This is a genomic window from Agrobacterium sp. (genome assembly GCF_059499945.1).
The window spans coordinates 192,355-204,617 of sequence record NZ_JCABZP010000001.1; the positions used below are offsets into that span (position 1 = coordinate 192,355).

At 59.7% G+C, this 12,263-nt stretch carries 10 protein-coding genes and 1 pseudogene; 5 read left to right on the forward strand and 6 right to left on the reverse strand.

Translation table 11 applies throughout. The features are described 5' to 3' along the window. Positions 1-212 precede the first annotated feature (212 nt). Entirely contained in the window at positions 213-1,484 is a 1,272-nt protein-coding gene (locus AC5I5B_RS00905) for an ABC transporter substrate-binding protein (RefSeq protein WP_112958752.1), read from the reverse strand. A gap of 92 nt (positions 1,485-1,576) precedes the next feature. Here AC5I5B_RS00905 and AC5I5B_RS00910 point away from each other — a divergent pair, with 92 nt between their 5' ends. Further along, positions 1,577-2,467 (forward strand): helix-turn-helix domain-containing protein, encoded by an 891-nt coding sequence (locus AC5I5B_RS00910; RefSeq protein ID WP_003510385.1) that lies wholly within the window; start codon positions 1,577-1,579, stop codon positions 2,465-2,467. 137 nt (positions 2,468-2,604) lie between these two features. Here AC5I5B_RS00910 and AC5I5B_RS00915 read toward each other — a convergent pair whose 3' ends face one another. Next, positions 2,605-3,459 carry an AraC family transcriptional regulator gene (locus tag AC5I5B_RS00915; protein WP_003510382.1) on the reverse strand — a complete coding sequence of 285 codons (855 nt, stop codon included), beginning with the start codon at positions 3,457-3,459 and terminating at the stop codon, positions 2,605-2,607. A 124-nt stretch (positions 3,460-3,583) separates the two neighbouring features. Here AC5I5B_RS00915 and AC5I5B_RS00920 point away from each other — a divergent pair, with 124 nt between their 5' ends. After that, a complete protein-coding gene (locus AC5I5B_RS00920) occupies positions 3,584-4,780 on the forward strand; it encodes an MFS transporter (protein WP_003510380.1) in 1,197 nt (398 codons plus the stop codon). Positions 4,781-4,880: 100 nt separating this feature from the next. On the opposite strand, the gene AC5I5B_RS00925 is transcribed toward AC5I5B_RS00920, so the two are convergent. From AC5I5B_RS00925 to AC5I5B_RS00940, 4 genes are all read right to left on the reverse strand, one after another. After that, positions 4,881-5,894 (reverse strand): LacI family DNA-binding transcriptional regulator, encoded by a 1,014-nt coding sequence (locus AC5I5B_RS00925; RefSeq protein WP_003510378.1) that lies wholly within the window; start codon positions 5,892-5,894, stop codon positions 4,881-4,883. A gap of 116 nt (positions 5,895-6,010) precedes the next feature. After that, complete coding sequence (locus AC5I5B_RS00930) at positions 6,011-7,021, reverse strand: D-altritol 5-dehydrogenase (protein WP_112958755.1); 1,011 nt, start codon at positions 7,019-7,021, stop codon at positions 6,011-6,013. 16 nt (positions 7,022-7,037) lie between these two features. After that, positions 7,038-7,808 (reverse strand): galactitol 2-dehydrogenase, encoded by a 771-nt coding sequence (locus AC5I5B_RS00935; RefSeq protein WP_112958754.1) that lies wholly within the window; start codon positions 7,806-7,808, stop codon positions 7,038-7,040. A gap of 260 nt (positions 7,809-8,068) precedes the next feature. Then, complete coding sequence (locus AC5I5B_RS00940; protein ID WP_174055153.1) at positions 8,069-9,382, reverse strand: ABC transporter substrate-binding protein; 1,314 nt, start codon at positions 9,380-9,382, stop codon at positions 8,069-8,071. Between the two features lie 328 nt (positions 9,383-9,710). On the opposite strand from AC5I5B_RS00940, the gene AC5I5B_RS00945 reads away from it, so the two are divergent. The 3 genes and pseudogenes from AC5I5B_RS00945 to AC5I5B_RS00955 all read left to right on the forward strand — a co-directional run. Beyond that, entirely contained in the window at positions 9,711-10,700 is a 990-nt protein-coding gene (locus AC5I5B_RS00945; protein ID WP_111781229.1) for a tagatose kinase, read from the forward strand. Further along, on the forward strand, positions 10,697-11,974 hold the full coding sequence (locus tag AC5I5B_RS00950) for a D-tagatose-bisphosphate aldolase, class II, non-catalytic subunit (protein WP_111781222.1): 1,278 nt from the start codon (positions 10,697-10,699) through the stop codon (positions 11,972-11,974). Before AC5I5B_RS00945 ends, AC5I5B_RS00950 begins: the two co-directional genes overlap by 4 nt. A gap of 54 nt (positions 11,975-12,028) precedes the next feature. Then, positions 12,029-12,263 (forward strand): annotated as a pseudogene (locus AC5I5B_RS00955) (sugar ABC transporter permease); the annotation flags it as partial.

Sequence of the window (12,263 nt, forward strand, 5' to 3'; positions counted from 1 at the left end):
AAGAGGCCTGCCCCCGTTTGAGGGCGAGGCCATGGCAAGGCGGTACCGCGCGTTTCTTCTCCCAGTGGGGGAGGAGGTGGCCCGAAGGGCCGGATGAGGGGGCTAGCTCGCGGTCTATCGCTGGCCTCGCCCCTCATCCCGCTGCCGCGGACTTCTCCCCCTCGGGGAGAAGAAACGCGCGGCACCCGCTCGGTCCATCAGCTACCGACTGTTTACTCCGCGGCCGGCAAACCTGTTGCCGTTTCGATCTGCTTGGCCGCATCATCCAGCGCGGCCTTCGCATCGGGGTACCCGCCCGCAAAGTACTTCGTCTGCGTCGCCTTGTAGATCGCATCGGCATCCGACTGGAACGCCGTGCCGCGGCTTGGCACAATCTTCGGCAGGGTGGCGAGAATATCGGTCCACACAGCCTGCCCGCCCCAATAGGCCTGCTTTTCCTTGACGAAAGGATCGTCAATGGCTGACAGCAGCGAGGGAACGAGGCCGAAGGATTTCAACATCGTCACCTGCCCTTCATTGGTGGTCAGCGCGTAATCGATATATTTCCAAGCGGCCTCCTTGTGCTGGGATGTCGAGCTGATTGCGAGTGACGAACCGCCGAGATTGGCCGCATGCGGGCCATCCGGCGTCAGGCTCGGCATCAGATAGACGCCCCATTTGCCGGAAAGATCAGGAGAGCTGGAACGCACCGTGCCTTCATACCAGGCGCCATACATCTGGCTTGCGGCCTTTCCTGCCGTATTGGCCTGGATCTTTTCATCCCAGATCGCGGCCGTGATGATGCCGGCGTCTTTCATCTCCTTGACCTTTTCAAGGGTCGCGACACAGGCGGGCTTGTTGATGGTGATGCTCTGGCCATCGGTCGAAAAGTAACCGCATCCCTGTTCATTGGCGATCATGCGGAACCATTCGCTGTCGCCGTTGAAATCGGCTTGCGCCATCACCGTGCCGGGATTGGCAGCCATGACCTTTTTGCCCGCAGCGATGAAATCATCCCAGCTTTTGATGGTGGCGGGATCTACACCCGCCTTTTCATAGAAGTCGCGGCGATAGAACACCGCCACTGGACCCGAGTCCCACGGAACCGCATAGGCGACGCCGTCAACCTCTAGTTCCGTGCGCTTGAAATCAGGGAAAAGCGCCTGTTTCTCAGGCGTGTAGCCAAGCTCGGTCAGATTGGCGAAACAATCGGGGAAGCGGCTCCAGAACAGCTCCGCCTCGAAATTCTCTATGGTGACAATGTCCGGAAGACCATCACCACCGGCTGCGCAGGCGGCAAGCGTCTTGTCAAAAACCTGATTGTTTCCAAGGTCTTCAACGACGATCTTGATATCCGGATTCTGTTTATTGAAACCTTCCACCGTGGATTTCAGCGCGGAAGCCGCGACATTCCAGCTCCAGATGGTGACGGTCTCGGTTTGCGCGAAAGCCGGGGCTGCAAGAAGCAGCATAGCGGTAGACGCGCCTAGAAATTTCAAGCACATTGAAAACCTCCCTTTTTCAATTGCCGTTCTTAAGCGAACATGGGCACATTAGCGGCGGCAGGAAATCTGTCTCGTAAAAAGGGAACACCGATTTGGCGGAAAGTAAGATTGCCGAAAGAGCCTTCTACCAACCGGGTGCGAGCAGCATCGAAGGCATGCCGACAACGCTTCAGCTCTTTCATAATCACCCGCCCATCATGCTCCGCCCCCACTGGCACGCGCAGGTCGAGGTGAATTATGTGATGTCGGGATCGGTGCATTACCGCATGGGCGATCATGAACTCTCGCTCGAGGCCGGCCAGATGTGCATTTTCTGGGGTGGCCAGCCGCACCAGATGGACCGCTCCTCCGACGATTCCTTTTATGCGGGCGCGCATCTGCCGCTCGTGCATTTCTTCCGTATGCGCCTGCCTGCCGCCGTCTCCAGCCAGTTGATGGGTGGCGCCACAATGGTGAGCGCCGAAACTGACCTGGCGGATAAGGAGAATTTCGGCCGCTGGTTCCGCTATGTCGCCTCGGGTGATCCGGCCAGAGCGCAACATGCGGTGGAGGAATTGCTGCTGCGGGTGGAACGGATGTTTCTCGAACCCTATTCCGTCGTATCGTCCGCCGCCGATGCAAAACACAGAGAGGATGAGGAAGGCATGGCGCCATCCATCGGCGTGGTGCGCATGTGCGATTTCATCGCCGCCAATTTCCTCGACGATATCGACGCGACCGATATTGCCCGCGCCGCATCATTGCATCCGAAATACGCGATGAACCTGTTCCGGAAATCCACAGGCATGACGCTGATCAAATATCTGACCCTGCTACGCCTTTCGCGTGCACAGGCAATGCTGATGACCGGCAAGGACAATATTCTGCAGATCGCCATGGAAAGCGGCTTCGGCTCCGTCAGCGCCTTCAACAAGGCGTTTCGCCAGATCGCCGGCATGTCACCTTCCGATTTCCGCCGCGACATGCGGGCGACGGCGGCTTAGGGCACCTCCCTCATTCCTGTGCTTGTCACCGGAATCCAGTCGACGCGCGTCTACGCGGCGAGAGGACTCTTTTCAGCTCAAGACTTTGGCGGGCTGTATCCCTGTGACAATCACAGGGATGAGGAGGAGCCTGAAGCCTAGTCCCCAATTTCTTCCGGTTTCGGAAAAGCTCCGCCGCGCTGCCGCGCCGCCTGCCGATAAGCCCGGGGCGAACTGCCGAGCATCCGCCGGAACATGGTGGTGAAGGCGGGAATGTTTTCATAACCGGCATCCAACGCCACATTGGTCACCGCCTCGCCGGCCGCCAGCCTCGGCAGTGAAGCGAAAATGCAGGCCTGCTGGCGCCAGGTGACGAAACTCACCCCGAGTTCCCGGCGGAACAGGCGCGTGAAAGAGCGGCGGCTGATTCCCATGGCTGCCGCCCAGTCGTCGATCTCCACCCGTGCTACGGGCTTCTTGAGGAAATCGCGGCAGAGCGCAGCCAGACGCTGATTATCGGGAAAAGGCAATCCGAGCGGCCTTTCCGGCAGGCGGTTGACCTCGTCCAGCAAAAGCGCGCGCACGAGGCCCTGCCGATGAAATGCCGACGGCTGGTGTTCCTCAGCCAGCAGTTCCGAAATCAGGCTGGAGGCGAGATCGGTTATTTCCACCACCCGCGGCGCGCCGGCATGGAAGAGATCGGGATGAACGTAGATCGAGTGCATCTCCACCGTGGAAATGGTCTCGGCCTCGTGCTGCAGCCCGGCAGGAATGAGGAGCCCGTGACCGGGCGGTATCATCCAGCGCCCATCGGCGGTGCTGACCAGCACCACACCCTGACGGGCACACCAGATCTGCACCCGGCTGTGGCTGTGGGGCGGGGTTCGGTGCCCCGTGGGATAGACGCGGCAAAGCGCCAGCACCGGTTCATTGGTGCCGTCGATCAATTTCAGACTGCGTTCATGCTCGTCCTGCGTCAGCCCTGCAGGCGGCCGCGATTTGATTTTTGCCATTTGGCCCACTCACAAAGAAACTCGTCCAGAACACAAATGCAGGCCAGAAACAATATGAATAAAAGCGGGAAGAAATAAAGACACGTTTCCCGCCCTTCCATCGGGAATCTGGAGAGGATACACCATGGCCACCGTCACCAGCGCCGGGTTCAACCCGCAACGCACGGCGTTTTCAATCATCGCTGCCGCGAGCTTCTGCCATATGCTCAACGACATCATGCAATCGCTGCTGACGTCGCTTTACCCGCTGCTGAAGGCCAATTACGCGCTCGATTTCATGCAGATCGGGCTGCTGACCTTCGCCTTTCAGGTCACCGCATCGCTGTTGCAGCCGGTCGTCGGCATGGTGACCGATCGCTGGCCCATGCCCTTCTCCCTGCCCGTCGCCATGCTGTCCACCTGCGCCGGCCTCATCACGCTCGCCTTCGCCCACAGTTTCGAGGTTCTGGTGATCGGCGCCTGCCTCATCGGCATCGGCTCGGCGATCTTCCATCCGGAAGCCTCGCGCGTTGCGCGCCTGGCATCCGGCGGCCGTCACGGCCTTGCACAGTCCTTCTTCCAGGTCGGCGGCAATACCGGAACGGCCATCGGCCCGCTGCTCGCCGCTTTCATCGTCATACCGCTCGGCCAGTCGAGCCTCAGCTGGTTCTCGCTGATTGCGCTCGTCGGTTTTGGCGTGCTTTCGTGGGTCGGCGTCTGGTATACCCGCCATCGCCGCGCCACCGTCGGCAAGGCCCCTGTCAGCCGCGCCCTGCCGCTGGCACGCGGCACGGTTATGATGACGCTTCTCGTTCTGGTGGTCCTGACCGCAACCAAGAACGCCTATCTCGCCAGCCTGTCCAGCTACTTCACCTTCTACACGATCGACCGGTTCGGTCTTGGCGTGCAGGACGCGCAGGTTCTGCTGTTCCTCTTCCTCGGGGCTTCAGCACTCGGCGTGTTCTTCGGCGGCCCGATCGGTGACCGTTTCGGCTCCCGCGTGGTCATCTGGTTCTCGATCCTCGGCGTCATTCCCTTCGCGCTGATGCTGCCCTATGCCAACCTGTTCTGGACGGCGGTTCTGGTCGTCGTGATCGGCTTCGTCTTCTCGTCGGCCTTCTCGGCCATCGTGGTGTTCGCACAGGAACTGGTGCCGGGTCGCGTCGGCCTCATCGCCGGCATGTTCTTCGGTTTCGCCTTCGGTTTCGGCGGTATCGGGGCGGCGGTTCTGGGCGTCTATGCGGACAAGGAAGGCATTGAATTCGTCTATCGCATCTGCTCCTACATGCCGCTGCTCGGCCTTTTGACGGTGTTCCTGCCGAAGCTGCCAAGCCACCGCTAAAAGCCTTGCGTTCAACGCTTTTCATCACGGCGGTCACCTGTGATACTCAGGTGATCGCCGTGATCCGTTAAGCGAAGACCGCACTCTGCGCCAAAAACCGTCAGGCCGATTTACGCAACATCAGATCGGCGCTGAGGAGAATGCGCTCGCGCATCCGGGTTGCGTCATCCGCCTCTTCATCCAGCTTCTGCAACAGAAGCTCGATCGAGAGCCTGCCGATCTCGTTATAGTTCTGCGCCACCGTGGTAATCGGCGGGCAGGCGTAACGCGACAGCGGATGATCATCATGGCCGGCGACCCGGAGATCGTAATCCGCACCGTGACCAACCTTGATCCCTTTCTGGAAGGCGGCGGCGATGACGCCGAAGGCGATACGGTCGTTGGCGCACAGAATGGTGCGCGATGGCAAAAGCCCTGCCCCATCAAGCAGCCGGGAGGCTTCATCAAAGGCGAAACGTTCGAAATCCCAGGTGACGATATCAGGGACATCGATCACATGCGGCTCGAAACCGAGACGCTGCATGGCCTCCACGTAAGCCGTGCGGCGCGTCGCAGCATTGGTGTTGACCTGCGGCATGTCGAAGAAACAGGGCGGCTCGCCCGAACGGCAGAGATAATCCACCATCAGCCCGACACTCTGGCGGTTGTCGGTGCCGACAAAGGCCGAGGTCTCATCGAGAGGCGAATCCACATAAACGATCGGAATACTGGCCGCGAGCTGCTCCAGCGTGGCGCGGTGGGATTTGACACCGAGCGGGGCGATGATGGCGCCCGCGACATTCATCGACTTGAAGGTGCGGATGGCGCGGTCTTCAATCTCCGCCTTGCCGTCAGATGACAGCACGAAGGCAAGGAACCCCGCCTCATTGGCGATGAGTTCGATACGGCTCGTCAGCGCCATATAGAACGGGTCCGTCGAGTTCGGGATGATGATGCCGATGATATTGGAGCGGCGGCGGTTGAGGTTCACGGCAAAGATATTGGGCCTGAAGCCCGATTTCTTCAGCGCGTCCTCAATGGCATCCCGGGTCTTCTTGCGGACCGAGGCCGGATCATTGAAGTATTTCGAAACGGTCGGGCGGGAAAGGCCGACGAATTCCGAAAACTCTTCCATCGTCCTGATAGATTTGGCCAAAGTGCTTGCCCCCATGAAATATTACATGTGGTATTCTATATCGACCGGCCTTCGCACGAAAAGCCGGTCGAATGTGGTTATCAACGGCCAAAAGATCATTCGGCCGCAAATTGCACTTTCATTGTAGCCGGATCGGACGGCTTTTTCGTAAAGAACGGCAGCATCTCCGAAAGCGGCAGTCGGTGCGACACCAGCCGCGCCATGACATCACCATCCGTCTCCAGAATAGCTAACGCCTGCGGAATGTTACGGTTCAGCGAATGTGAACCGACAAGCTTCAACTGACGCCTGAAGATTTCGAAGGGCGAGACAGCAATGCGGGCATCCGGCGCGCAGACGCCAAAGAACAGCGCCGTACCGCCATCGGCAACCAGCGGGATCATCGCTTCCGCAACAGCGGCGATGCCGGTCGCATCGGCCACGAAATCGAACGATTTCTGTTGCCGCAGGAGCGCTTCCGAGCCGGAAACCGCCACCTCAAGCCCGAGATCTTCGGCGAAGGCCAGCCTGCTTTCATTGATGTCGGCAATCGTCACCGTCCTGATGCCGCGCGATTTCAGCGACAAGGCAAGCAGCAGGCCGATAGGGCCGGCACCAAAAACCAGCGCGTTTTCCGGTACGATACCACTTTCGCCGATGCCCGCGCTCTGCATGCCATTGACGACGCAGGCGAGCGGTTCTGCCAATGCCGCGACATGATAGGGCATGGAACCGATGCGGTGCAGGTGATCGGCATGCACCACGCTGAATTCCGCAAAGCCGCCATTATGGGAGACGCCATAGGCCTTCAGTGTGCTGCAGAGGTTGGTAAGCCCCTTCCTGCAACTCGCGCAGACGCCACAGGGCAGATTGGGATCGACCACCACCCGTTCGCCAACCTTGATGCCAGTCACATCAGCGGCCACGGCCGCGACTTCACCGGCATATTCATGGCCCGGGATAACGGGAAAGGCACCGTCGCCATAACGTGCATGGAGTACATCGATGTCGGTGTGGCAAAGCCCCGAAGCCTTGACCCGCACGAGGGCGTGGCCCGGCGGTAGATCCGCGACCGGAACCTCCGCCAGCACGACGCGTCCCTTCTCGACGAATTGAATGGCATGCATGGTCATCTCCGGCTTTTCAGCTCATCCAGTTGCCGCCATCGACATTGTATGTCTGGGCGAGAATATAATCGCTGTCGGAAGAGGCGAGGAAAACCGCCAGCCCCTTGATGTCATCGGGCGTGGCGAAACGGCCGATCGGCACGGATTTAGCTACCGCCGCCTTCTTCTCCCCCGGCCTCAGGCCTTCCCATTTGGCAAAATGTGCATCGACCACTTCCCAGTGCTCACCATCCACGACACCGGGCGCGATGGCGTTGACATTGATGCCGTGCTTGACGAGCGCCAGCGCCGCCGACTGCGTGGCGGAAATGATCGCGGCCTTGGAAGCGCAATAAAGCGTGACGAGCGCCTCACCGCGACGGCCGGCCTGGCTCGCCATATTGATGATCTTGCCGCCGCGTGCACGGGCAATCATGACATTGGAGACGGCCTTCATCATGAAAAGCGGTCCCTTGAGATTGATGTCGAAAACCCGCTCATAGCTCTCTTCGGTAATACCGTTGATCGGCGCCATATCGAAGATAGCGGCATTGTTGACAAGGATATCGATGCCGCCGAATTCCTCATCCACCGCCTTCACCACCGCATCGATCTGACCAAGGTCAGTCACATCCAGCTTTACGGCCTTGGCAGAAGGGCCGATGGCGGCGGCAGACGCCGTCGCACGGGCGATATCGATGTCAGCGATGATGACCTTTGCGCCTTCATCGGCAAAAGCCTGTGCGAAACCAAGGCCGATACCGCGGGCGGCGCCGGTAATCAGCGCGACCTTGTTGTTCAATCTCATGTCGATCTCCGTGATGCATGGCGGACAACTCGGCCATGCTCGCTTGTTGTTAGATGCAATTTTCTCACCCCCTCATCCCTGTGCTTGTCACGGGAATCCAGTCGACGTGACTCTCATGCGGCGGAGAGAGTTCTTTCAGCCCAAGGGCTTGGGCTGGCTGGATTCCTGTGACAAGCACAGGAATGATGGCGGCGGGTGTGGGGCCACCCATGCCGCCCGCCGCCAAAGTGACGAACGGGCGGCACGCCGGGAGGACGCGGCTACTTGATGTAGCCCGCGCGGGTCATGTCACGCTCGACCTGTTTCTGTGCGCCCTCAAGCGCCGCATCGACGGTCTGCTGGCCGGAAAGGGCTGCCGCGATCTGCTGGCCGACAACCGTGCCGATGGACTGGAATTCCGGTATGGCGACGAACTGCACGCCGGTATAGGGAACCGGATCCTTGGTCGGTTTCGACGGATCGGCCGACATGATGGCCTTCAGCACCGTATCCGCAAAGGGCGCCGCCTTCTTGTATTCCGGCAGCTCATAGGTGGATTTGCGCGTGCCCGGCGGCACGGCTACCCAGCCTTCGCTTTCACCGACCGTCTTCACATAGGACTTCGAGGTCGCCCATTTGACGAAGGACTTGGCGGTTTCGAGCTTCTTCGTGCTGTTCGGAATTGCAAGGTTCCACGACCAGGACCAGCTCGACCCGTTCGGCGTCGCCTCGACCGGAGCCCGCGTGAAGGCGGTCTTGTCGGCGACCTGGCTCTGTTTGGGATCATAGACCCGGCCTGCCGCCGAGGTGGCGTCGATCCACATGGCGCAGCGGCCGGATGAAAACAGCGTCTGGTTCTCGTTGAAGCCGTTGGCTGCCGCACCGGGCGGGCCGTAAGAGGTCATCAGCGCGACGTAATCCGAGATCGCCTTTTTCCACGGCTCGCTCGTCAGCTGCGGCTTCCAGTCCATATCGAACCAGCGTCCGCCATAGGTGTTGATCATGGTCCCGAGGAAAGCCATGTTCTCGCCCCAGCCCGGCTTGCCGCGCAGGCAGATGCCATATTGCTGCTTCGACTTGTCGGTCAGCTTGGCGGCAAAATCCTTGATCTGGTCGTAGCTCGGATTATCAGGCATCTTCAGACCGGCCGCGTCGAACAGGTCCTTACGGTAAAGGGTAAACGAGCTTTCGGTATAAAACGGCACCGCGTAAAGCTTACCGTCCACCGTCAGGCCTTTTTTGATCGGATCGAGCAGATCGGCGTAATCGTAATCGTCGCCGAGATCATCGACCGGCGCCAGCCAGCCCTGCTTACCCCAGATCGGCGCTTCATAACCGCCGATGGTCATGATGTCGAACTGGCCGCCATTGGTGGCGATATCGGTGGTGACACGCTCGCGCAGGACATTCTCTTCCAGCACGATCCAGTTGATCTTGTTGCCCGTTTCCTTCTCCCAGGCGCTGGAAAGCTTCTGCATAATGATCATGTCGCCATTGTTGACGGTGGCGATGTTGATTTCTTCCGCCTGCGCAAGACCGGCGAAAAGGCCGATGCCGACCACGGACGATGACAGAATTCCCATAAATTTGTTCATGATACCCGCTCCTCCTTTACGGATGTCCACGCACAACAATACATGCGTAAATTTTTTATCCTTCAAAACTCACTCCTTTGTCAACATACGAAAATAAAACCAATCACGGCCACGTCGCCGAAAATACCATAAATGATTGTTTTACCGCGAATAACATCTTCAAAAATTATTTCATCGAGCAGCCATCCCGCTGCGATGCAGCAAAATTTTTATCACCACATATATTGACGCGCGTAAATTTTTGAATGATATCCGAAAGCAAGAGTCCGCGAAATGGCGGGATTTTCCTCGCCCGAAAGGCCGGGACCGAATGCATGAGGAGTAGACGATGAGGCAGACATCCGCACTGGCGCCGCACACGAAAGGTCCGACCATCACGGCAGGTGAAATCCTCGTGGAAATCATGGCGACGACGGTGGGCGACGGGTTTCTCGAACCGCAATCGCTGATCGGCCCCTTCCCGAGCGGCGCACCGGCCATCTTCACCGATCAGGTGGCGCGTTGCGGCGGAAGCGCCGGCATCATTGCCGCAGTTGGTGACGATGATTTCGGCCGTCTCAATGTCGAAAGGCTTCGCCGCGACGGCGTTGATGTCTCGGCCATCGCCACAATAGCCGACCGGCCGACGGGCAGCGCCTTCGTGCGTTACCGGGAAAATGGCGCACGGGACTTCGTTTTCAACATAGCCCATTCGGCGGCGCGCGAAACGCATATGACGGATGAAGCGCAGGCCCTCATTGAAAAAGCCGGGCATGTGCATGTCATGGGATCGGCCTTCGCGATTGCCGGTATTGGCGAGATCATTCTGGAAGCGATCAAAAGCGTCAAGGCGCGCGGCGGCTCGGTGTCCTTTGATCCGAACATCCGCAAGGAACTGGCGCAGGACGATGCCGGCCGCAGGCTGATCGATGATCTCCTTGGTGTCACCGATCTTCTGCTGCCTTCCGGCGAAGAGCTTCAGGCCGCCTCAGGTCTGGATGACGAGGACGCAGCGATCGAAAAGCTCCTCGCCTCCGGGATCGGCGAGATCGTGCTGAAACGCGGTGCGGATGGCGCAAGCCATTTCAGCCGTACCCATGGACGTATCGATGCCCCCGGCCTGAGGGTTCGCGAAGTCGACCCGACCGGTGCCGGCGACTGTTTCGGCGCAACCTATCTCACCTGCCGCCGCCTCGGCATGCATCCACAAAAGGCGCTCGCCTACGCCAATGCCGCCGGCGCGCACAATGTCACTCGCCGCGGCCCGATGGAGGGCGCCGTCAGCCTTTCCGAACTCGACGCCTTTCTGGCCGCGCAACTGTCGGAGGAAATCCTGTGACCGGCATACTCGAAAATCTCGCCGCCGCGCGCCGCTCCGGCAGGCCCGCTGGCATCACCTCAGTCTGCTCCGCCCATCCCGTGGTTTTGCGCGCCGCAATTCGCCGCGCCGCCGCCGGCAAAACACCGGTGCTGATCGAGGCCACCTGCAACCAGGTCAATCACCTCGGCGGTTATACCGGCATGACACCGCGGGACTTCGTCACCTTCGTCAACAGCATTGCCGAGGAAGAAGGATTGCCCCGCGAACTAGTGATCTTTGGCGGCGATCATCTCGGCCCCAATCCCTGGCGCAGGGAAAAGGCCGAAGATGCGCTGACAAAAGCCGCCGCGATGGTCGAGGCCTATGTGGCGGCGGGTTTTCGCAAGATCCATCTTGATGCATCGATGGGCTGCGACGGTGAGCCGGCAGCGCTGGACGACGTCACGATTGCCAACCGGGCCGCGAAACTCGCGGCCGTCGCCGAAAAGGCAGCCATCGAGTCCGGCTTGCCAAAACCGCTTTATATTCTCGGTACCGAAGTGCCGGTGCCGGGCGGCGCCGATCATGTGCTCGACACGGTTGCACCAACGGAGCCGCAGGCAGCGCGCCAGACAATCGAGCTTCACCGCGAAATCTTCGCACGGCATGGTCTTTCCGATGCGTTCGAACGGGTCATCGCCTTCGTCGTACAGCCCGGCGTGGAATTCGGCAGCGACAATGTCGTCGCTTATAATCCACAGGCAGCCATTGCCTTGAGCGCCGTGCTGGATGCCGAACCACAACTGGTTTTCGAGGCCCATTCCACCGATTACCAGACACAGGCCGCTCTCACGACACTGGTATGCGATGGATATCCCATCCTGAAAGTGGGTCCCGGCCTGACCTTCGCCTATCGCGAGGCGCTTTACGCTCTCGACATGATCGCATCCGAGATGGTCAGCGACTATGGCGATCGTCCCCTGGCGCGGACCATGGAAGAGCTGATGCTCTCCTCGCCCGGTGACTGGCGCGGACATTATCATGGCGATGACATCACGCTCCGATTGCAGCGCCACTACAGCTACAGCGACCGTATCCGCTATTACTGGACGCGGCCGGAGGCGCTTGCGGCCGTTTCCGCCTTGCACAAGGCACTGGATGGGAAGACAATTCCCGAGACCCTGCTGCGGCAGTATCTCGGCGAGCTACCGCTCGCGACGGTTGCGGGCAAGGATATGGAGGAGGTTCTGGTCGCGGCGGTGGATCAGGTACTGGCGACCTACCACGCAGCAACGGGCGAAGGTCGCCACTGAGACAATCATTGAGTTTGGATGCCCCAGCGGGTGTCTTTCTGGGAGGGGACTATCATGGCAACACGGAACACGAGCGGTCTGGCGCGGGTGATGCTAGCGCCGTCGGTCCTGCTTTTGCTGGTATGGATGATCGTGCCTTTGGCGATGACCCTGTGGTTCTCGTTCCAGAACTACAATCTGCTCAACCCTGCCAATGTCAGCTTCGCCGGCCTGTTCAATTACCAGTATTTCTATACCGATCCGGCCTTCTTCCAGTCGATCTGGAACACGCTGCTGATCGTCGGCGGCG

Coding starts and splice junctions, on each gene's coding strand:
- AC5I5B_RS00945 (WP_111781229.1), top strand. CDS start 9,711: ATGAGGCAGACATCCGCACTGGCGCCGCACACGAAAGGTCCGACCATC.
- AC5I5B_RS00940 (WP_174055153.1), bottom strand. CDS start 9,382: ATGAACAAATTTATGGGAATTCTGTCATCGTCCGTGGTCGGCATCGGC.
- AC5I5B_RS00935 (WP_112958754.1), bottom strand. CDS start 7,808: ATGAGATTGAACAACAAGGTCGCGCTGATTACCGGCGCCGCCCGCGGT.
- AC5I5B_RS00925 (WP_003510378.1), bottom strand. CDS start 5,894: ATGGAAGAGTTTTCGGAATTCGTCGGCCTTTCCCGCCCGACCGTTTCG.
- AC5I5B_RS00920 (WP_003510380.1), top strand. CDS start 3,584: ATGGCCACCGTCACCAGCGCCGGGTTCAACCCGCAACGCACGGCGTTT.
- AC5I5B_RS00905 (WP_112958752.1), bottom strand. CDS start 1,484: ATGTGCTTGAAATTTCTAGGCGCGTCTACCGCTATGCTGCTTCTTGCA.
- AC5I5B_RS00930 (WP_112958755.1), bottom strand. CDS start 7,021: ATGCATGCCATTCAATTCGTCGAGAAGGGACGCGTCGTGCTGGCGGAG.
- AC5I5B_RS00915 (WP_003510382.1), bottom strand. CDS start 3,459: ATGGCAAAAATCAAATCGCGGCCGCCTGCAGGGCTGACGCAGGACGAG.